The 21,208-nt window shown below is 46.1% G+C and carries 16 protein-coding genes and 1 pseudogene; 12 read left to right on the top strand and 5 right to left on the bottom strand.

The features are described from left to right. The first annotated feature begins 400 nt into the window (after positions 1-400). The 4 genes and pseudogenes from JOD82_RS16265 to JOD82_RS29845 form a co-directional block, all read left to right on the top strand. Entirely contained in the window at positions 401-2,056 is a 1,656-nt protein-coding gene (locus tag JOD82_RS16265) for an ABC transporter substrate-binding protein (RefSeq protein ID WP_069011561.1), read from the top strand. 29 nt (positions 2,057-2,085) lie between these two features. Further along, a complete protein-coding gene (locus JOD82_RS16260) occupies positions 2,086-3,090 on the top strand; it encodes an ABC transporter permease (RefSeq protein WP_029516174.1) in 1,005 nt (334 codons plus the stop codon). Between the two features lie 35 nt (positions 3,091-3,125). Continuing rightward, positions 3,126-4,037 carry a nickel transporter permease gene (nikC, locus tag JOD82_RS16255; protein WP_209949669.1) on the top strand — a complete coding sequence of 304 codons (912 nt, stop codon included), beginning with the start codon at positions 3,126-3,128 and terminating at the stop codon, positions 4,035-4,037. Positions 4,038-4,188: 151 nt separating this feature from the next. Next, positions 4,189-4,564, top strand: a pseudogene (locus JOD82_RS29845) (transposase); the annotation flags it as partial. 157 nt (positions 4,565-4,721) lie between these two features. Here JOD82_RS29845 and JOD82_RS16245 read toward each other — a convergent pair. Genes JOD82_RS16245 through JOD82_RS16230 form a run of 4 tightly spaced genes read right to left on the bottom strand, consistent with a single transcriptional unit; the run spans position 4,722 to position 7,503 of the window. Then, complete coding sequence (locus tag JOD82_RS16245) at positions 4,722-6,440, bottom strand: ABC transporter ATP-binding protein (protein ID WP_209949668.1); 1,719 nt, start codon at positions 6,438-6,440, stop codon at positions 4,722-4,724. Further along, positions 6,440-7,003, bottom strand: coding sequence for a GNAT family N-acetyltransferase (locus JOD82_RS16240; protein ID WP_029516178.1), 564 nt, complete (start codon positions 7,001-7,003; stop codon positions 6,440-6,442). Before JOD82_RS16240 ends, JOD82_RS16245 begins: the two co-directional genes overlap by 1 nt. A gap of 18 nt (positions 7,004-7,021) precedes the next feature. Continuing rightward, positions 7,022-7,180 (bottom strand): VTT domain-containing protein, encoded by a 159-nt coding sequence (locus JOD82_RS29785; RefSeq protein WP_397376028.1) that lies wholly within the window; start codon positions 7,178-7,180, stop codon positions 7,022-7,024. Between the two features lie 53 nt (positions 7,181-7,233). After that, positions 7,234-7,503, bottom strand: a complete 270-nt coding sequence (locus JOD82_RS16230; protein ID WP_209949667.1) for a DedA family protein — start codon at positions 7,501-7,503, stop codon at positions 7,234-7,236. A gap of 135 nt (positions 7,504-7,638) precedes the next feature. On the opposite strand from JOD82_RS16230, the gene JOD82_RS16225 reads away from it, so the two are divergent. From JOD82_RS16225 to JOD82_RS16210, 4 genes are all read left to right on the top strand, one after another. Further along, positions 7,639-8,481, top strand: a complete 843-nt coding sequence (locus tag JOD82_RS16225; protein WP_209949666.1) for a MerR family transcriptional regulator — start codon at positions 7,639-7,641, stop codon at positions 8,479-8,481. 434 nt (positions 8,482-8,915) lie between these two features. Then, a complete protein-coding gene (locus tag JOD82_RS16220) occupies positions 8,916-10,331 on the top strand; it encodes a deoxyguanosinetriphosphate triphosphohydrolase family protein (protein ID WP_069012216.1) in 1,416 nt (471 codons plus the stop codon). A 69-nt stretch (positions 10,332-10,400) separates the two neighbouring features. Continuing rightward, entirely contained in the window at positions 10,401-11,342 is a 942-nt protein-coding gene (locus tag JOD82_RS16215) for an MsnO8 family LLM class oxidoreductase (RefSeq protein ID WP_029516181.1), read from the top strand. Between the two features lie 24 nt (positions 11,343-11,366). Continuing rightward, positions 11,367-12,353, top strand: coding sequence for a methyltransferase domain-containing protein (locus JOD82_RS16210; RefSeq protein WP_069012214.1), 987 nt, complete (start codon positions 11,367-11,369; stop codon positions 12,351-12,353). 4 nt (positions 12,354-12,357) lie between these two features. Here JOD82_RS16210 and JOD82_RS16205 read toward each other — a convergent pair whose 3' ends face one another. Further along, positions 12,358-13,314 (bottom strand): D-2-hydroxyacid dehydrogenase, encoded by a 957-nt coding sequence (locus JOD82_RS16205; RefSeq protein ID WP_209949665.1) that lies wholly within the window; start codon positions 13,312-13,314, stop codon positions 12,358-12,360. 225 nt (positions 13,315-13,539) lie between these two features. Here JOD82_RS16205 and thpR point away from each other — a divergent pair, with 225 nt between their 5' ends. The 4 genes from thpR (at position 13,540) to gltB (ending at position 20,930) form a co-directional block, all read left to right on the top strand. Beyond that, positions 13,540-14,115, top strand: coding sequence for an RNA 2',3'-cyclic phosphodiesterase (gene thpR / locus JOD82_RS16200; protein WP_029516184.1), 576 nt, complete (start codon positions 13,540-13,542; stop codon positions 14,113-14,115). Between the two features lie 101 nt (positions 14,116-14,216). Continuing rightward, positions 14,217-15,029 (top strand): cell wall hydrolase, encoded by an 813-nt coding sequence (locus JOD82_RS16195; protein ID WP_029516185.1) that lies wholly within the window; start codon positions 14,217-14,219, stop codon positions 15,027-15,029. A 155-nt stretch (positions 15,030-15,184) separates the two neighbouring features. Then, positions 15,185-15,868, top strand: coding sequence for a metal-dependent hydrolase (locus JOD82_RS16190; RefSeq protein ID WP_029516186.1), 684 nt, complete (start codon positions 15,185-15,187; stop codon positions 15,866-15,868). A gap of 463 nt (positions 15,869-16,331) precedes the next feature. Then, positions 16,332-20,930 (top strand): glutamate synthase large subunit, encoded by a 4,599-nt coding sequence (gene gltB, locus JOD82_RS16185; RefSeq protein ID WP_029516187.1) that lies wholly within the window; start codon positions 16,332-16,334, stop codon positions 20,928-20,930. Positions 20,931-21,208 lie beyond the last annotated feature (278 nt).

The raw sequence follows: 21,208 nt of genomic DNA, 5'->3' as shown, positions 1-21,208 counted from the left end.
GGTATGATCGTGTAAGTTGGTTTGTAATATTAATTGACATGATGTATAAAAACATATCGTAATGTATGAAAAACCCCCTTGTCGTCTTCCAGATTTTATAGTAAAGTATCCAATAATCAACTTTGTTTGAGCATAATATTCACTGTTTGTGAGTATATGTCACACTTTCACCACGACCTGACATACTCCTCTTTCTCTTTATCACATCACATTTATTTATTACCCTACAGCATCTCTTACACCACTAGATTATGAACACTTCTGTCCTACTACACCTATTTGATGAACTCGGAACCTGGGATTACAGCTTGAGGACAAGCTTGTCATGTCAATTCAAGAATTGACATTCATCCGGTATCAACGAATTAACAATATATAAGGTGTGAAAGGGGTTTGCTGCATGAGCAAAAAGTATGCAAAACACAAAATCTGGACCGTTCTGCTGGTGCTTGCGCTAGGAGCTGTTTTGGCGCTTTCCGGTTGTGGGGGATCAGGTGAAGGAGCAAAGCCAGAGGCAGGGAAAACACCAAGCGGAGCAGGAGAGGGCGTGCAGGACACGCTTATTTATGGACGCGGCGGAGATTCCGTGGCGCTAGATCCTGCCATTGTGACTGAAAGCGAGTCGCTAAAAATTGGAATGCAAGTGTTCGACACACTGCTGGAATATAAGGAAAACACAACGGAGATCCAACCGGGACTTGCAGAGAGCTGGGAAGTATCACCGGATGGACTGGTCTATACGTTCAAGCTGCGCCAGGGTGTAAAATTCCATGATGGAAGTGACTTTAACGCTGAAGCGGTTGTGTTTAACTTTGACCGCTGGGCTGATCCAAAAAGTCCATACAAATTTGAAGGTGACTCGTTTGACTATTATGATTCTATGTTCGGTCCTGAAGGAAGTAGGGTGATTAAGGAGATTAAAGCGGTAGATGCGAACAGTGTCCAGTTTACACTAAACAAGCCGCAGGCGCCGTTTTTACAAAATATCGCTATGCCATCCTTTAGTATTGCAAGTCCCAAGGCAATTCAGGAGAAAAAGGCTGATTTCAAGAGTAATCCGGTCGGCACGGGGCCTTTTGTATTTAAGGAATGGAAACGGAACGATACCATCACGCTGGAGAAGAATCCAAACTATTGGAAAGAGGGCCAGCCGAAGTTGGCAAAGATCATTGTTCGTTCCATACCCGACAATACCGCGCGATTTAATGCTCTGCAAAATGGAGAAATTGACCTGATGGAGGATTTGAATCCGGATGATGCAAAGCAGCTAGACGGTAATAGCGAATTGGTGAAAATTGAACGTCCCTCCTTTAATGTGGCGTACATTGGATTTAATTTAAAGAAAAAAACATTCAATAATCCCAAGGTGCGCCAGGCGCTGAATCACGCAGTGAACAAACAGGCCATTATTGATGCATTGTTTGCAGGGCAGGCTAAGCCTGCGGTCAATCCGATGCCACCTACGTTATGGGGGTACAACGATAGTATTCAGGACTACGCCTATGATCTGGATAAGGCTAAATCTTTACTGGCGGAAGCAGGCTTTCCTAACGGGCTTCCCGAGCCGTTAACCTTCTATGCAATGCCCGTATCTCGTCCTTATATGCCTGACGGCAAAAAGGTGGCCGAGGCCATTCAAGCCGATTTTGAAAAAATAGGCGTCAAAGTCAACATCCAATCTCCAGAATGGGCTACGTATCTGGATGATCTTAAAGCAGGAGAGAAGGATGATCTGTACATGCTGGGATGGAACGGGGACAATGGTGACCCGGATAATTTCCTTTATACATTGCTGGACAAGGATACGATTCCAGGCAATAACCGTAGTTTTTATGTGAATGAGGAACTCCATAAAGTATTGGTGAAGGCGCAGGTTGAGGTCGATCAGGACAAGCGTGGGGAACTGTATAAACAAGCACAAGTGATTATTAAACAGGATGCACCGTGGATTCCCTTGGTTCACAGCACACCGTTGATGGCAGGTAAAGCGAACCTCAAGGGTTTTGTACCTTCTCCGGCAGGTATGGAAGCGTACGGAAATATTTATTTTGAATAGCCCAAACGCAAGCAGGCGGTGAATAGGATATGAACTCATATATTGTAAAAAGACTGGCCATATTGATTCCTGTATTACTAGGCATGACGCTTATCGTATTTTCGATTATTCATGCTATTCCGGGTGATCCGGCGGAAACCATACTAGGAGATAAAGCTACGGAACAGTCCAAGCAGGCGCTACGTGAGCAATTGGGACTGGATAAGCCGTGGTTTCAGCAATATGGAACCTATTTGAGTGAACTGGCACATGGAGACTTGGGTGATTCCATTCGCACCAGACAGCCGATTGCCCGGGAAATGCTTCCTTATCTGGCGGCTACGCTGGAGTTGACAGTAGCGAGCATGTTTTTTGCCATAGTAGTTGGAATGAACGCTGGCATCGTGAGTGCCTGGAAGCGAAATTCCTGGTTTGACTATGTCAGCATGGTCATTGCACTGGTCGGAGTATCGATGCCGATTTTTTGGCTGGGCTTGATGGAGCAATGGATTTTTGCAAATAAGCTGCATTGGCTTCCTTCCATCGGACGCATGAATTCCCGTGATCCGGTGGAAGCTGTGACACATTTAGCCGTGATTGATGCGTTCATAGGTGGACGTATGGATCAGGTGTGGACCGTTATCAAGCATTTGATCCTACCCAGTATCGCACTGGGAACGATTCCAATGGCGGTCATTGCGCGCATTACCCGTTCCAGTATGCTGGAGGTTATGGATGCGGACTATATCCGTACGGCTCGGGCGAAGGGGCTGGCATCTTTTCAAGTCGTGTACAAACATGCGCTTAAAAATGCTGCGATCCCTGTGCTTACTGTCATCGGTCTTCAGACGGGATCACTACTGGGAGGCGCGGTACTGACAGAAACCATTTTTGCCTGGCCCGGCATCGGGCGGTACATTTTTGAAGCGATCAGCTCGCGTGACTATCCGGTTATTCAAAGCGGAATTCTGATCATAGCGTTTCTGTTCGTCATCATTAATCTGATTGTCGATTTGCTGTACGCGGTTCTCGATCGGCGTATCCGTTATCAGTAATCAAGTCGCCAATTGTTCAAGGGGGAGCTTGTCCGATGTCACAATTTTCAATGGAACCCAACAACATACCGACGACACGCAGTACATTGGCGCATTTGCCTGTCGTGACTGGTCCTTGGAGAGACGCATGGAGGGCTTTCCGTCACAATAAAATGGCGCTCGTCGGCCTGAGCATTATTATCTTCTTTGTCATCATTGCTTTGATCGCGCCGTGGATTGCTCCTTTTGACTATAAAGAGCAAAATTTGGTGAGCCGTTTGCAGCCTCCTTCTGCGGAGCATTGGTTCGGTACGGATGATCTCGGTCGAGATTTACTGACTCGTACCCTGTATGGAGCCAGAATCTCGTTGTGGGTCGGTTTCTTGTCCGTTATTGGTTCAATGATTGTAGGAACCGCCTTAGGTTTAATCGCAGGATTTTACGGAAAATGGGCAGATATGGCCATCTCGCGGCTATTCGACATTTTACTGGCATTTCCGGGGATTTTGCTGGCCATTGCTATTGTGGCCATTCTAGGGCCTTCATTGGAAAATGCGTTGTACGCCATTGCCATTGTCAATGTGCCAACGTATGGAAGGTTAGTTCGCTCTAAGGTGCTGAGTGTCAAAACAGAGGAGTATATCACTTCTGCTAGAGCGCTTGGAGCCAATAATACACGAATCATCCTCCGTTATATTTTGCCTAACAGCCTGACACCAATCATCGTACAGGGAACGTTGGGGATCGGAACGGCTATCATTGAAGCGGCAGCGCTTGGATTTCTAGGCTTGGGTGCACAACCTCCTGAGCCAGAGTGGGGTAAAATGTTGTCCGATTCGCGGCAATATATCCAGAACGCGCCGTGGACAGTTATTTTTCCGGGGATATCTATCATGCTGACCGTATTAGGCTTTAATCTGATGGGTGATGGGCTGCGGGATGTATTGGACCCGAGGGCAAAGCGTTAGAGCAAAAGTGGTGAGGGATATAAAGTTGAGTAAAAGGTGTTCTCTGGCCTGTAGCAAATGGCTGGGGGACACCTTTTTACATGAGCATTTTGCATAATTTCGTTTTTGAAAATTAGGCATCAGTATCTTAAGCCTGAGCGAACAGCATGGGAAAACCGTTCAGTCTACGCTATTGCCACGGGCAAGGACTTACCTAAAAGCCCACCATCGCTTACTCAATCCGCCTGCAGAATCGCTGGTAGAGGAGAGCCGTACCCGACTGGAGACGCTACTAACCTTCTCCCCGCTGCTTCGCAGCGTATGTGAATGGAAGGAAGCAATGACTGCTCGCCTAACTTTAGTGCTGCCAAACTGGGATTGAGCGTTGGTGTGAGCAAGGCGAAAAGATGGACCACCCTGCTGTTGGTAGCACCTTAAAAACGATGCGCAATTGGAACATAGAAATCGTAAACTATCATCAATGTCGGTGGACAAACGCAACGGTAGAAGGTCGTCACAATCGCATTAAGGCCTTTCAGCGTCGCCATGTTGTCATTTAGAGGCTGATTGAATATGTAAAATTGTTAATATTTAGGAAGTGGAATTTTGTTCTGTCCCACTTCCATTTCATTAGTTATTTTAATGTCTTTACTTTCAAAGAGAACACGAAAGTAACTTACTAGAAACCTTTTTGCATCCTATAGTCTAATCTTCAGTCAAACGACCATTATGCCAAAGTTGTTGATAATACGGATGTGTTTTTTGTAATGCTTCATGTGTGCCTTGACCTGACAGGCGTCCTTCTTCAAAGACAAGGATTTGGTCTGCACTTGTAATCGTGGATAATCGATGGGCGATGATGATCGTCATCCGGTTTTTCGTTAACGCTTGAAGGGCAAGCTGCACTTCACGCTCTGATTCGTTATCTAAGTTCGATGTCGCCTCATCAAGTAATAAGATTCTCGGACTTCGTAAAATCGCACGAGCAATCGCAATACGCTGTTTTTGACCACCTGAAAGCTTAATACCTCCTTCACCAACCTCTGTATCGAGGCGTTTGTCCAGCTGCATGACAAAATCATAGGCATAGGCTGCTTTTAATGCGGCAAGTACCTCTTGTTCGCTTGCTCCATTCGTCCCGTACATGACGTTGTCACGAATCGTTCCATTTAATAACGGTGCATTTTGACTTACATAGCCAAACAGCCCACGCCACTCTGTTAAGTTAAATTGCTCAATGTTTTCGTTACCATACAGTATCGCACCTGATGTCACGTCATAAAATCGTTCAATAAGGGAGAACATCGTCGTTTTCCCACCACCACTTCGGCTGACAAAGGCGGTCGTTTCATTCGGTTCTAACGTAAATGTCATGTCATTTAATACATACTTTTCATTATATTTAAACGATACGTTTTGGAAGTGGATAGGTAGTGGTGTAGCAGATACTGGTTTCCCGTCTTGTACTTCACGCTTCACATTGAGTGCTTCAACAATACGCTCTGTCGCACCAAGTGTTTTTTGTAAATTGGTAAAGAACGTCGCCATTTGTGTAAATGGCATAATAATTTGCACTAAATAAATCATAATGGCAACAAGCTCGCCTGAAGTGATTGCTCCTGTTGCTACCTGTGAGCCGCCATAGCCGAAAATCGCAATCAATACGACCATCATGAGTAGCGTCATCAGTGGTGAAAGAATCGCAACAATCTTCGCTTCCTTTAAACCGTACTTGTACAGCTGCTGAATTTGCTTTTTACCGCCTGCTAGCTCCTGCTGCTCCGTTTGCGACGCTTTCACAAGACGAATATTCGATAAAATACGTCCTAATCGTCCGCCAAAGCCTGCTAGCTCATCCTGATTTTCTACTGAGATGGCATACATTTTTTCGCCTAATGGATACGTCACAAAAATTGTCAGTGGCACAGCAATCAGGAGTAGCAATGTCATTTTCCAGTCAATCCATAGTAAAACAACAACGGCACCGAGGATCGCAAATAGTCCTGACACAAAGGACACGAGCTGCTCGGTCACAAACTCCTTCACGACATTTGTATCCTGCGTAATGCGGCTCATCGTTTCGCCTGATTCATGCGCATCATAATACGATAAACGTAAATGTAGCATATGTTCCCATACTTCTGTCCTTAAATTCGCGACAACCTTTTCACCTAAACGGCGCATCAGATAAAACGCAATGGCACTTAACATCGCTTGCACAATTAAAATCGCAATGACTGGCAAGAGTGATGTTACGGCAAAACCCGCATCTGAAATTTGATTAATGAGCTTCATCGTTAACAGGGGGACAGCAAGCCCAGCTGCAACCTCCACTAAACTAATGAAAAATAAAAAGACTAATTGCCCCTTCGCCATTTGACTGCGATTCATCAATGCCCAAAGCTGTGAGACCTTTCCTTGCATTACGCTTCACTGCTTTCTTTTGTCATGACCTTTTCAAAACGGAAAAACTCATAATCTGCATCAGATTCAGGCTCTTCTCCTTCAATACTCGGTCCTGGATTGCCTCGGTGATAAAACTCCACAATTTTAAAGCCACATTTATTCACATAAAAATGGATGTTCCGCTTTTCAAAATACGGTGTATGTAGCTCCCAAACCTTCGTCTTTGGGAAAGCTGCTTCTATCGCTTCCCATGCCTTTGTACCAAGACCTTTGCCGTGTGCATTAGCCTTTGTATACAAGAAGTCCACTTCGTTTCGCTGTGTGTCGGGATTAATTTTTAATACGATGCCACCGATTCTTTCGCCATTTAGTACAATTTGACGCACAACCGAATCTTTTGCAGTAAGTGAATGCTCGAAATCCTCATCGGATGGGATTGGTCCCATTTCTGTTGGATCCTCTGCTTCTTGAAAACTATCTTGTAACCCTTTCATAAATGCCTCTTGTAATTCTTCCTTAAATATTGCTAGCTCTTCCTGCGGTACAGGGGCTATCGTAATTTGTTCATTTTGTTTTGTCATCTCTAAAACACCTTTCTCTTAAACTGAGTAAAATATTCGTCCGATTGTTAAAAATAGTAGACTCCAAAGTAAAGCACTCACCCCAGCATATAGCATGTACGATTTTAGAGGCATATGTGAAATGCCACAAAAGTACCCCGTAACATGGTGCATGCCAGGAACAAAATAGCTGACGATAATGGCCGGGGATCCGTATTTTTGAATCCAGCGTTCTGCCTTATTACGCCATTTCAGTGAGAAACCAAACCATTACCAGGCCAAATTAGTAGTGGACTACCGATTCTTTTGCCTATTTCATAACTAACAAGCATGCCTATCAGTGACCCACTAAAAACAGCTAAGAAAGAAAAACTATAATGTAACAGCCCGATTTTCGTGAAATAGCCAACAAATAGTACCATCACTTCATCGGGAATCGGAAGGCTAAATAACCCGAGGGCAAGCACAATAAAAACCGCTGCGTACCCGTAGTTTTCAATTAATTGATCAATATACCCCATGGCACTCTTCCTCATCAACCTAAGTACGTTCAACACCTTAGTAATTGCTTGTCTCATTTATGTTTTCGTGTTATGTTCGCAAGGAATAGTGTAAGGTATGGAGTAACTCCAGAGTAAAGAAAGAAGTGAAAAGAGATGAAAAATACATTCGAAAAAACATATTTGACAGGCGAATTTGCCAAGTTACTTGAAATCAATAAAGATACATTGCTTTATTACGATAAAATCGATTTATTTAAGCCTGCAGGCACCTTTGATAATGGCTATCGCTACTACACATTTGAGCAGTTCGATCAATTTGTAGCGATTCAATCGCTTCGTGCAGTTGAGGTACCGATTAAAGAACTCAAAACGTATTTTGACGCGCCTAACGTACAAGCGTTACAACAATTAGCAATGGAACAGCAAGAAAAAGCGGCAATGGAAATTCAAAAGTTACAAGATATTCAGTTTTTCCTAGAACGAACGGTTGCCCTGACAAAAGAGATGGAAGAAGTATCATTTGGAGAAGTATTGATGAAGCAATTACCAGCCGAACCTGTTGTGTATAGCGACGAGAAAATAGATTGGTCGTCGTTATCAATGGGGGAACTTTACGAGCAAACTACGCCATTTTTAAAAAAGCTTGGGATTAAAAGTACAGCCGCATACGGTACTGTGTATACAAAAGAAGATTTTTTAAATAAGAAGTTTGAAGGCGTAAGCTACCTATTTTGTCGCCTAGATGACCCGTCAGCAAGAATGAAACCAGCTGGACACTACGCGGTCATTTATCATCAAGGACCTTATGATGAAATCTCACAGACTGAGACTTATAATACGCTACTCGCTTATTTAGAACAGGAGCAGTTAGCGTTAGATGGTGATATTTATGAGGAATATTTACTGCACTCGATTGCAGCAAAAGAGGAAAAAGATTATATTACAAAAATTAGTGTGAAAGTAAAAACGCGTGAGGCGAGTTATCAGCCTCTTTAAAGCTTGTTATACTTTACGTCTATCTTGCTAGATAGGCGTTTTTAATTTTTCAAAATCTCTCTCAACAACAAGCCTGATAATTAGGTGCATAATTAAAATGATAGCATTAGGGGACAATTCAACAGGTCTTAGTTAATAAATAATCTTCAACAATCGGGCGCGTTTATGAAGTAACGCTGTAAAAATAATCAAACTCAAAACCATTAAATATAAAGTCTAGTTTTATTTTATTATACTATTTACCCTATATTAAGTTTTTTTGGACTTGTTTTTTTTATTACTCATCGTCTGACCACTGGCTTGGCTTGATAGGCGATAATGCGCTAGGTGGGATAGTTTGATGCTTACATATATAACTGAAAGTCATGTGAGCTTTCATGAAGCGCGAAAAAAATGTATAATCACTCCAATTGAGTACGTAGGGAGTGGGATTTATGACATGGCAGGACAAGAGAGAGCATCGGCAATTTGCGGAACAGACACGAAGCGACGCTTCACGGGCCGCATATGAACGGGATTACTCCCGTTTGATTCATTCACCGACTTTCCGTCGGTTGCAGGGTAAATCACAGGTATTTGGTGCAGGCACGGGCGATTATTATCGCACACGACTGACGCATTCTTTGGAGGTAGCGCAAATTGCGCGTGAAGCATCCCGAAGCTTGCTGCGCCGCCATCCTGAAGTAGAGCTGGAACAGGCAGATAACGCAGGACTGATCATTGACCCTGAGGTGGTAGAATGTGCTTCCATCGCACATGACTTTGGGCATCCCCCGTTCGGGCACAAGGGAGAAGAAGTACTGGACGGGATTTTGGATCAACTGATTGAAACAAAGGTAGAAAAGATATCCTCTGCCGGAGGCTTCACACTGGAGTCCAAGCGTGGACAGGAGGCCTATGCGCGTGAGCGACGAATTTATGAGCATTTTGAAGGGAATGCGCACAATTTCCGGCTGATTATGTTTTTGGAGAAGCGTGAGAACGTGGATGGTTTGAATTTGTCGGACGCTGTGTTACTGGGGATCAACAAATACCCGTACCCAGGGATTCTGAACAAAAAAGGGTTGTATCTGCATGAGTGGGAATATATACGTTCCATCCGCGAGGATTGGGGTATCCCTGATGGTAAAAAAACGCTGGAAGCCCAGCTTATGGACCTGTGCGACGATATCGCTTATTCTGCGCATGATTTGGAGGATGGGATTAAGGCTGGAAAAATCGAGGTACACGAGCACTTCTTGTATGATCCGTATTTAATTCGTCTGATTACGGAGAAAATCACCACGTTGGAGGATAGCTTCTGGCAAGGCTGGCAACTGGCTCAGATTGAGCAGAAGGTAGCGGCTGTGCTGAGTGAATTTTTGAAGGTGTGGAATGGCAAGATGCCGATGTGTGAACACGATTATTCCCGGACCCGCCGTGAAGTGAAGGCATACTGGGTCAGTCTGTTTGTCAGCAGCTTGGGTGTCATTGATGATGGAAATTGGAAAAAAGTGACCTTTGTACGGGATGGAAACGAAGATTTGGATATGCTGCGCACGGTGAGTGTATTGAAAAGCTTTGCTTGGGTTACGATGATCCGCGATCTGCGCGTACAGCGACTGCAAAAACGGAGTGAGTGGATGCTCAAACGACTTTGGTTGGCTTTTCTGGACCCGGAAACATCCAAATCTATTATTCCAAGCGACTGGCTCCAGCGCTATGAGCGCGACCAAGCCAAGACGAAGCCGATCTGGACATGGGAGCATATGGTCATAGACTATATTGCAGGCATGACCGATGCTTTTGCTGAAAAAATCTATAATGAGTTATACGGCCTGAAGGTGGGTTCCATTTATGATCTGGATTAACCTTTAAATTCCCCCTATATAGTAGAAGAAACTGGTTTATAGCTGATAGTAGGAGGGAGGATTGTGTCTATGCCATCTCGGTCTTTATCTATAAAAAGGTTGAATCTCGGTGTGCTCGATATGGTGCCGTTGCTGCCCGGTAACCGTCCGGAGCAGGCGGTTCAACGAGCTGGCGAACTAGCGAGACAGGCAGAAGCGTGGGGATATACACGCTACTGGACCTCGGAGCACCATGATATGGAGGGGCTGGCTTCCTCCAGCCCGGAAGTGCTGCTATCTCATATCGGGGCGGTGACGAAGACAATCAAATTGGGTGCAGGTGCTATTTTGCTCCCGCATTATAGTCCAGTCAAGGTCGCGGAATGGTTTCATCTGCTGGCCGTTCTATATCCTGGCAGAGTTGAATTGGGTCTAGGGAGAGCACCTGGTGGGGGACCTCATGCTTCGATGGCACTGAGCGGCAATTTTCTTCAACATGTGACGGAGCTGCCACAGACGATGGAAGCTCTATTGGCTTTGCTGGAAGGTACTTACGAATATGAGCAGGTGCCTGTGTTTGCTCGGCCGATGCCTGAACAGCCGCCAGCAGTGTGGATGCTGGGCACAAACCGAAAAAGTGCCGAATATGCCGCCCAGTATTCAACAGGCTATGTATTCGGTCAGTTTATGAGTGAACAGCAAACGGAAGAAATGCTCAGCATTTACCGCTCCAGCTTTCAGCCATCCAACCGGATAGACAAGCCACGTACCATGGTTGCTGTAGGCGCAGTATGTGCCTTGACGGATGAGCTGGCGCAGCAATGGACTGCTCAGATTTCATTGGGCGACCCGGCAATGCGAGCCAGTTGGCTGGTGGGAACGCCGTCGGTTATTGCCGAACGGTTACGTGGCTTGCAGATTAAATATGATAACGATGAGTTTCTGTTGGTCACACCGATTCCCGATTATGAGCAGCGGCTTCACTCCTACCGTCTAATAGCGGAGGCCGTAAATTCTAGCCTTGATTCCTAATGAAAAGATGAAAAGAGATCTGACATGAATAAACAGAAAACGAATATCGATGAAATGAAACCAAGCTACGTGTATACCTATGCGTGTCATGAAACAGAGCGTGAGTTATGTCTTTTGGAATTAAAATGTTTGTTCGGTCAGCCGCCCGTGCAGGATTCCATCCTGTTGTCCCATCGACGGCTGGAACCGGGGACCAGCCCGTTTATTCATCTTCGGCTGGATGTAGTGACAGATGCGGGAACACTGGAAGAGCTATGCGAAGCGGCTTCCATGTTACAGCTTGAGGAAGGAAAGACCTTTAAGGTGTTGTGCCTTAAAGAAGGTGACCATGAGGCCGGTTATGACGAGCGGCGCGGGATCGAACGCCGGATTGGTGCGCGTATTCATGGGCAGGCGCAAATGAAGACACCGGATATCACCCTTGGTGTTATTCGGATAGGAGAACGGTGGCTACTGGGCAGGTGTCAGTATAGCGACAGATCGTGGCAGGAGCGTCGTCAGAAGCCGCAAAATTATTCTACTGGACTACCTGTTCTGGTAGCTAGGGCACTTGTGAATTTGGCAGCAACTGATCTAACAGCAGCAAAGGGAGAGTCAGGCTCATTGAAACTGCTGGACCCGTGTTGTGGTATGGGCAATGTAATGATTGAAGCATTAAGTATGGGAAAGGATATTCGCGGTTGTGATATCAATCCGTTGGCGGTGCGTGGAGCACGAGTGAATTTGCGTCATTTTGGATATGAAGAAGATTTAGTGAAACTCGGGGATATGAATAAGCTCGAAGGCACATACGATGCGGCCATATTGGATATGCCCTATAACCTGTGCTCCGTGCTCCCGGCTGATGAACAAAAGAAGATGCTGCGCAGTCTGAGACGCTTGGCCGCGCGGGCGGTGGTCGTGAGCACGGAGCCGATGGAAACATTGTTATCCGAGTCAGGTTGGACCCTTACGGAGCAATGCCGCATACATAAGACAGGTATGAGTCGGGAAATCTCGATCTGTAAGTAGTGTGTTAATACTGAGTTTTATAATTAACCAAATTCAATGGCAGTTCCTGATCAGCGGCATAAGCATTCAAATTAGTAAGAAAAATATCTACCGCCCGTTCGGCGTATCGGTCCGTATCACCTGCAATATGCGGTGTGATCAAAACATGGTCCAGACCCCATAGTGGATGTGACGCAGGTAGTGGTTCTTCCTCGAATACATCCAGGCCGGCAAAGGCAATATGCTTTTGCTCCAAAGAGCGTACAAGCGCATCCGTATGAACGGTTCCACCGCGACCTACATTAATGAAGAAGGCTCCCTTACGCATAGCTGCAAATGCTTTTTCGTCAAAGAAGTGATGAGTCTCCTCGGTGAATGGCAATATATTTACCACGATATCCGCTGCTCCCAATGCATCGTGTAGTTGTTCGTTAGTATACATATGCTCTACATGCGGAGCTTCCTTACCAGAACGCCGGACTCCGATTACCCGCATGCCAAAGGATTCTGCAATCCGCGCTGTTTCACGGCCAATTTCGCCAACGCCTGTAATCAACAGTGTTTTGCCACGTAATTCCGTCAGTTGGCCTTTCGGTGGTTGCCATGTTTTCTGACGCTGCAAGAGAGCTGCTTGCTGTAAATAACGTGTATGCGATAGCAGCATTCCAAAGATCTGCTCTGTAATTGGAATGGCATGCACACCACTCGTATTCGTGAGTAAAATGTTACGCTTCTCCAATTCGGTAAGCGGTAGCTTATCAATCCCAGCCGACCAGGTTTGTATCCACTTCAGCTTGCTGTCTGGATGTAATGCATCTTCGGCAATATGCTTGGACCAGCCCAGAATAATCTCGGCTTCCCGGATTTGTTTAGATTCTAATTCCTGAGCTTTGCCAATAATCAACTCGTAGCCCGAAGCCGCTGCACGAACTTGTTTTTTTTGCTCTTCCGTCAGTTGATGTAAGCTTAAAATGTTTCCCATAGTTCATAGCCTCCTCGATTTTTAATTCCTTGGAGTTTCCAATATATTCTGGCGAACCATCTTTTCAAGAATAACAGATTGCTGAAAAAATTGCATAAGAAGGATAAAAACGAGCTCGCGGTGTCACTATATATAACAACAAATGGCTTTACCCTGATTAGGGACAATCCAAACAGCTGCTTTTGAGATATCCACAAATATCTATAGCAAAGGAGGTAAAGGTTGATGAAAGATGAATCGCAAAGACTTTTTACAGCTATTGCTCTCCCAAATGAGCACAAGAAGAACTTACATCATTGGGTGGAGCAGGATTTGAATGATCTTTCTTTTCGCAAATGGGTTGATTTCAGAGATTACCACGTGACACTTCAGTTTTTGGGTGATGTGGAGACCTCGGTTATCCCGAAACTTGAGCAGGTTTTAGTTCAAGCGGCAGCTGAGCATCACCCGTTCACACTTGGCATTGGAGAAGCAGGTTTTTTTGGCCGTGAAGAATTTCCACGTGTACTCTGGAAAGGAGTGACTGGACAGCGAGAGTCGCTAGAGCAGCTATATCAGTCTATACTTCGTGCTACCAAACCCCTTGGTTTTAAACCTGAGGACAGACCTTATCGGCCTCATATCACCGTAGCACGTTCGTACACAGGGGGACAGCCCGTTCCAGCTTCTGTGTGGCAGCCCAATGACCGAAGCGGCGGGCCTTGGGAAGTGGGAGAATTTGTTTTATATGCAACACGATTGGGTCAAAAACCAATGTACCAAATAATTCAAACATTCCCATTAATGAGGCGAAACCCTTGATCTATCAGCGAATTTAGTGATATAGTGTTTCAGCGTTATTCAAAAAGCGCATTTTGGGTTACATATCTGAGGAATGTGCTTAAGTTAACGGGAGGAACATTATGGAAATTATTAAAGAACATCGTTGGTTTGCACCTCTTTTGAGTGTGCTGCTTGTTTGTATATTGGGGATAGGCCTCTACGCTGAGGTTCAGCAAACACAGAATAATCATAAAAATGCATCCATGCATTCTCTGAGCTGGTCAGGGAACTCTGCAGCTCCTACATATGGCGACAGGATGGGGACCCATAAAGGGTCTAACAGGACAAGCCCCATCTTTGTTGCTGCTCATGGGCAGCCAAGCTGGAAAGAAATCATGCCGACTCCGTTACCCGCTTCCCAGATGAAGCAGGCGGAACAAGCTCGGAATAACGTTGCTACAGGCAAGAAAAAGCCTGAGGTCCAGCATAGCAAGTCCGCAATCCTAACCCCTCCTACAACCATCTACTTTACGAAGACAAAAATGCTCACGCAGGATGACAAGGCGTTGTCTACCTGGAGCTATACTGTCTCCGCTAAAGAACTGCTCCTGCTGCAAAAAATAGTGATGGCAGAAGCAGAAGGCGAACCGTACGAAGGCAAAGTGGCAGTTGCCAACGTTGTCTTAAACCGGCTGCGGTCAGCCCCATTTCCCGATACGATTCAGGCAGTGATTTATCAAAAAGCGCAATTTAGTCCGGTCGCGAACGGGCGTCTTCGTCGTGTTCAGCCCAACCAGGACAGCATTCGTGCGGTTACTGCTGCTTTGAACGGCCATAAAGCCGTGCCTGATAACACCTGTTTTTTCCTGTCGCTTACGTTGGCCCAGGACCTTACGGTTCATCATTCCCGTACCAAGGTGAAAACGATCGGTCATCATACCTTTTATAAATAAAGGCACCCTTCTACAAATAACAGCCCTTTCTAAACAATAGGGTTCAGCTTTGTGAACGGATTTTGTGGTACAGGTGAAGCCAGTATGCAAAAGAGGTATAATAGGTAAAGGAAAGTAACCCAAATAATGAAAGTGACAAAGGAGGCGTAGATGATATGAAAATCACATATTATGGACATTCAGTTGTACTGGTAGAGGCAGAGGGGAAACGGATTATTATTGATCCTTTTTTGACGGGAAATCCTAAAGCAACCGTACAGGCCGAGGATATTCAGGTGGATGCCGTGTTGTTGACACACGGTCATGCCGATCATTTTGGAGATGCTGTTGAAATTGCCAAGCGCAATGATTGTCCAGTAATCGCGGTCGCGGAACTGGCCGAATATTGTTCATCCTTGGGGGCTAAAGCTCACGGTATGAATCTGGGTGGGGGTCACCACTTTGACGGTTTCCATGTGAAATTCACACTTGCGTTTCACAGCTCATCTTTGACGGTGGACGGACAAACCATTTATATGGGAGAGCCGGCAGGGATTTTATTGACCATGGGAGGCCAAACCTTTTTCCATGCAGGGGATACTGGTCTGTTTGGTGACATGCGTCTCATTGGGGAGACTAACTCCATCGATGCTGCGGTATTGCCGATCGGAGATGGTTATACGATGGGACCGGAGGATGCATTGCTGGCAGCAAAATGGCTGCGTGCAAGCCGCGTAATACCGGTGCATTACAATACGTTCCCGGGTATTGAGCAGGACGGAGATGGCTTCTGTGATCGTCTGCACAAAGAAGGTATTGAAGGGAAAGCATTGAAGCCCGGCGAAAGTCTCGAATTTTAATACGGATATCTGATTTGCGTGAATACACTAGATGGTCTATTAACTTATCGTATCTCCTTTGTCAGCCTTTTCTGTTCCTTAGAGGAATAGGAAAGGTTGTTTTTTAAAAGTGAATATTTATACATAAAAATGAGATAAATTTGCATTGATACGTTGAAGCTGTAATGTAAAAGATTTATTATCACAATCATAAAAACTTTGAATTGCTAACATGATAGGTCAATGATAAAATGATAGAACTAATTAGATTCATCAGTGGAATCGACGTATTTTTCAAGTCAAGCCATTGCATAATTATTGAAAAACATACGCATTCGGTGGACCGTACCGCCTTGAATACGTCACATGTTTTGTCCCCCATTCCTCGTAGTTGTTCTTTGAGTTACCTCTTGTTGCCACTGTCTTCTATTCGGCCGCCTGTATTTCAGGCCAGCATGACTTTATAACAGAAAGGTTGCGTTCCATGAGACAGACAGGTTTACCACCCAAACAGGGACTATATGATCCCCAATTCGAAAAAGACGCCTGCGGCATGGGCTTTGTTGCCCACATCAAGGGAAAACCATCGCACGATATTGTAAGTCAGGCTTTGACCATGCTCGTGAATATGGAGCATCGGGGCGGTCAGGGAAGTGAACCTAACTCCGGTGACGGAGCAGGGATTATGATTCAGGTCCCTCATCTGTTTTTTCAAGAGGAAGCGGAGCGATTGGGCTTCAAATTGCCAAAGGCCGGACATTATGGCGTGGGTATGCTTTTTGTATCCAATGATCCAAAAGTTCGTGAGGTGCATGAGCAGAAGCTAAGAGATATCATCGTGGACGAAGGTCAAAATTGTTTGGGTTTTCGCGATGTTCCAACTTATGACGAAATGCTGGGTAAATCGGCAAAAGCAGCTAAACCGGGTGTGCGTCAGGTATTCATCGGTCGCAGTAGCGATTTGAAGGAAGAGTTGGACTTCGAACGGAAACTGTATGTCATTCGCAAACGTGCAGAGCTTGCTATTCGCTATAACCAAGAGGATGAGAACGGTGAGTCGTTCTATATTCCAAGTTTGTCCTGTCGCAAGGTTGTATACAAAGGAATGCTGACAACCGAGCAGGTAGGTAAATTTTATCTGGATTTGCAGGATGAGCGGGTGACATCAGCGATCGCGCTGGTCCATTCCCGTTTTAGTACGAATACGTTCCCGAGCTGGGATCGTGCGCATCCTTATCGTTTTATGATTCACAACGGTGAAATTAATACGATGCGCGGCAATGTGAACTGGATGCATGCGCGTCAGGCGCAGTTTGAAAGCGAAGCGTTTGGCGGAGACATTAAGAAGGTAAAACCCGTCATTAACCCAGATGGCTCGGATACAGCCATGTTTGATAATACGCTGGAGTTTCTGTATCTGAGCGGACGATCCCTTCCTCATGTAGCCATGATGATGGTGCCGGAGCCTTGGAACAAGCATGAAACCATGGACCCGAAGAAGCGGGCATTTTATGAATATCACAGCACTATGATGGAGCCGTGGGACGGACCTGCTGCAATGGCGTTTACAGACGGTATCCAAATCGGGGCGATTCTCGACCGCAACGGTCTGCGTCCTGCACGTTACTATGTGACCAAGGACGATCTGATCGCACTGTCTTCAGAGGCGGGTGTATTGGATATTGATCCTGAAAATGTGCTCTATAAGGATCGTCTCCGTCCGGGTCGTATGCTGTTGGTTGATACCCAAGAAGGCCGTATCGTTTCTGACGAAGAGTTAAAGGAACGTATTGCTTCCGAGGAACCTTATCAGCAATGGCTGGATGAGCACTTGGTTGATTTGGATGAGCTGCCGGAAGCACTAGAACAGCCGGAGCCTAAACATGAAAATGTAAATCAGCTTCAGCTCGCTTTTGGATATACGTTTGAAGAACTGCGCAAAATTCTGGAGCCGATGGCACTTACAGGTGCAGAACCGATTGGCTCAATGGGATACGACGCACCATTGGCGGTGCTGTCTGATCGTCCGCAACGTTTGTACAATTACTTTAAACAAATGTTCGCCCAAGTCACAAACCCGCCGATTGACGCCATTCGTGAAGAGATTGTAACGTCAACCGCAACTACGATTGGACCAGAGCGCAATTTACTGCATCCAGAACCGGAAAGCTGTCGCCAGATTCGTTTGGATTCGCCGGTGCTATCGAATGAGGAGTTTGCCAAAATTCGCCACGTGCACCGTCCAGGCTTCAAATCGATGACGATCCCGATCTTCTTTGAAGCGAAGGAAGGTGCTGAGGGCTTACGCAAGGCGCTGGAAGGATTGTTTGAGGCGGCTGACCGTGTCATTGACAAAGGTCATAACATCCTGATTTTGTCCGACCGTGGAGTGGATGCGGAGAATGCAGCCATTCCGGCGTTGCTAGCTGTTTCCAGCCTGCATCACCATTTGATTAAACAGGGTACCCGCACACGTGTAAGTATTTTGCTGGAGTCCGGCGAGCCAAGGGATGTTCACCATTATGCGGTGCTGCTTGGCTACGGTGTGAGTGCGGTTAATCCGTATCTGGCTTTTGAAACGCTGGATGTCATGATTCAGCAGGGTTTGCTGCGCGGCATCTCGCACGAAAAGGCAGTTAAAAATTATATTAAAGCGGCAACGAAGGGTGTCGTTAAAATATTGTCCAAAATGGGTATTTCCACGATTCAGTCGTACCGTGGGGCGCAAATTTTTGAGGCCGTAGGTTTAAAACAGGATTTTGTTGACCGTTATTTCACCTGGACACCTTCCCGCATTGGCGGTATTGGTCTGGAGGAAGTGACTATAGAAGCGCTGGTTCATCATAATCGTGCTTTCACCGACAAGGACGGCAACGACAAAGTGCTGGATTCGGGCGGCGAATATCAATGGCGTAACGATGGGGAAGAGCATTTGTTTAACCCGCAAACGGTGCATTTGCTCCAGCAGTCGGTTCGCTCGGGAGACTACAAGCTTTACAAGAAATACGCCAAGCTGGTACAGGGTGAATCTGAACAGTATTTGACGATTCGCTCCATGCTTCAATTGAAGCCTGCTGGTGAGCCTGTGCCGCTGGATGAAGTGGAATCCGCTGCATCCATTATGCGTCGCTTCAAGACAGGAGCCATGTCCTTTGGCTCGATCAGTCAGGAAGCGCATGAAGATATGGCGATTGCGATGAATCGGATCGGTGGCAAGAGCAATACGGGTGAAGGTGGGGAGAACCCTGCACGTTTCATACCGGATGCCAATGGTGATTCTCGTCGCAGTTCGATTAAGCAGGTAGCATCGGGCCGATTCGGTGTAACATCGAATTACTTGGTGAATGCCGACGAAATTCAGATCAAAATGGCGCAAGGCGCGAAGCCGGGCGAAGGTGGACAACTGCCAGGACGTAAGGTGTACCCTTGGGTCGCTGAGGTCCGTGGCTCTACGCCAGGAGTAGGTTTGATTTCACCGCCGCCGCATCACGATATTTATTCTATCGAGGATTTGGCAGAGCTCATCTATGATCTCAAAAACGCCAATCCGCGTGCTGACATTAACGTGAAACTGGTGTCAGAGGTAGGCGTAGGTACGATTGCTACAGGGGTAGCTAAAGGCCGTGCTGACATTATTCTAGTCAGCGGTTACGACGGTGGTACAGGCGCTTCTCCGCAAGGCTCCATTCGTCATGCGGGTATGCCTTGGGAGCTGGGTCTGGCGGAGACGCATCAGACGCTGATGCTAAACAACCTGCGCGACCGCGTAGTATTGGAGACAGACGGCAAGATGCTGTCTGGCCGCGATTTGGTAGTAGCTGCCCTGTTGGGCGCGGAAGAATACGGCTTCTCTACAGCGCCGCTCGTGGCGTTGGGCTGTATTATGATGCGGGTATGCCAAATGGATACATGTCCGGTTGGTGTGGCTACGCAGAATCCGGAGCTGCGCAAAAATTATATGGGCGATCCTGCCCATGTGGTGAATTTTATGCGTTTTATTGCAGAAGATGTCCGTGAAATTATGGCGGAATTGGGCTTCCGTACGATTCAGGAAATGATTGGACGTACGGATTGCCTGGATACCGTGAACGCCGATTCGCACTGGAAGAAGAAGGGCGTAGACCTGAGCTTGCTGTTGCATGTTCCTGAGTTGGAAGAAGGTAGTGTACGTTACCGTGTACAACGCCAAAACCACGGTCTGGAAGAAACACTCGACATGCAGCAGCTCGTACCGATGGCTGCGAAAGCGTTGGAGAACGGAACGCCTGTTGAGGGTACCTTACCTATTACAAACGTGAATCGGGCGGTAGGGACGATTCTGGGCAGCGAGGTCACCCGTAAGTATGGAGCGGCGGGTCTGCCTGAGGATACGATTCGCTTTAACTTTATTGGATCGGCAGGTCAGAGCTTCGGAGCATTTATTCCGAAAGGCATCACGTTGAGCGTGGAAGGCGATAGCAATGACTATGTCGGTAAAGGGCTATCTGGCGGTAAGGTTATTGTGAAAAAGTCTCACAAAGCGACCTTTAAGGCAGAAGAGAACATTATTATCGGAAATACAGCCTTGTATGGAGCGACCAGCGGTGAAGCTTACATTAGCGGAATCGCAGGCGAGCGCTTTGCCGTTCGGAACTCCGGCGCACGTATTGTTGTTGAGGGCGTTGGAGATCATGGTTGCGAATATATGACAGGCGGACGTGTAGCTGTATTGGGTGGAACCGGACGGAATTTTGGAGCCGGAATGTCCGGAGGTATTGCATATGTCTATGACCCTGAGGGGACGTTCCTGAGCCGTTGTAATCTGGAAATGGTGTTGCTGGAAGGTGTGGAAGAACCTACAGAAGCAGCGGAGTTGCGCGGCTTGATTCAACGCCATGTCACTTACACGGGTAGTGAAGCGGGACAACGTATTTTGGATGATTGGCAGACTGCGATTCAGCAGTTTGTACGAGTAATTCCAAAGGATTACAAGCGTATGGTTGAACAGATTCAAAAAGAAGAGGCAACTGGTTTGAGCGGAGATGAAGCTCTATTGGCAGCATTTGAAGCCAATATGCGTGAATTAGCACGTGCCGGGGGCTAAAATGTAGACTACCAGGTTCACTAAAAAAGGACTCGCTGAATACCGCTGTGATAATCACAGTGGTACCAGCAAGTCTTTTTTAGGTCGCTAAAATGTGATTTATTTCCTTGACAAACGTCATAAATTCTGACATTACCCCCAAAATGTTTTCCTGAAACGGTAAATATGTTATAAAAAGTACCAAATTTTTTGGAATGTAACCGTTTACGTAAGAGTTTATGTCTTGTTATTTATTTTTGGATTGGTTATGATTTTTTAGAGTACACAAACCTAATATG

The sequence above is a fragment of the Paenibacillus sp. 1182 genome (assembly GCF_017833915.1).
Classification (GTDB): Bacteria; Bacillota; Bacilli; order Paenibacillales; family Paenibacillaceae; genus Paenibacillus; species Paenibacillus polymyxa_D.
This window is presented reverse-complemented; position numbering and strand designations above follow the sequence as displayed.

Bases quoted from the DNA above. Each gene is read 5' to 3' on its own strand.
- thpR (WP_029516184.1), top strand. From the start codon at position 13,540: ATGAAAGATGAATCGCAAAGACTTTTTACAGCTATTGCTCTCCCAAAT.
- JOD82_RS16190 (WP_029516186.1), top strand. From the start codon at position 15,185: ATGAAAATCACATATTATGGACATTCAGTTGTACTGGTAGAGGCAGAG.
- JOD82_RS16220 (WP_069012216.1), top strand. From the start codon at position 8,916: ATGACATGGCAGGACAAGAGAGAGCATCGGCAATTTGCGGAACAGACA.
- JOD82_RS16245 (WP_209949668.1), bottom strand. From the start codon at position 6,440: ATGCAAGGAAAGGTCTCACAGCTTTGGGCATTGATGAATCGCAGTCAA.
- JOD82_RS16215 (WP_029516181.1), top strand. From the start codon at position 10,401: ATGCCATCTCGGTCTTTATCTATAAAAAGGTTGAATCTCGGTGTGCTC.
- JOD82_RS16230 (WP_209949667.1), bottom strand. From the start codon at position 7,503: ATGGGGTATATTGATCAATTAATTGAAAACTACGGGTACGCAGCGGTT.
- JOD82_RS16265 (WP_069011561.1), top strand. From the start codon at position 401: ATGAGCAAAAAGTATGCAAAACACAAAATCTGGACCGTTCTGCTGGTG.
- gltB (WP_029516187.1), top strand. From the start codon at position 16,332: ATGAGACAGACAGGTTTACCACCCAAACAGGGACTATATGATCCCCAA.
- JOD82_RS16225 (WP_209949666.1), top strand. From the start codon at position 7,639: ATGAAAAATACATTCGAAAAAACATATTTGACAGGCGAATTTGCCAAG.
- nikC (WP_209949669.1), top strand. From the start codon at position 3,126: ATGTCACAATTTTCAATGGAACCCAACAACATACCGACGACACGCAGT.
- JOD82_RS16260 (WP_029516174.1), top strand. From the start codon at position 2,086: ATGAACTCATATATTGTAAAAAGACTGGCCATATTGATTCCTGTATTA.
- JOD82_RS16195 (WP_029516185.1), top strand. From the start codon at position 14,217: ATGGAAATTATTAAAGAACATCGTTGGTTTGCACCTCTTTTGAGTGTG.
- JOD82_RS16240 (WP_029516178.1), bottom strand. From the start codon at position 7,003: ATGACAAAACAAAATGAACAAATTACGATAGCCCCTGTACCGCAGGAA.
- JOD82_RS16210 (WP_069012214.1), top strand. From the start codon at position 11,367: ATGAATAAACAGAAAACGAATATCGATGAAATGAAACCAAGCTACGTG.
- JOD82_RS16205 (WP_209949665.1), bottom strand. From the start codon at position 13,314: ATGGGAAACATTTTAAGCTTACATCAACTGACGGAAGAGCAAAAAAAA.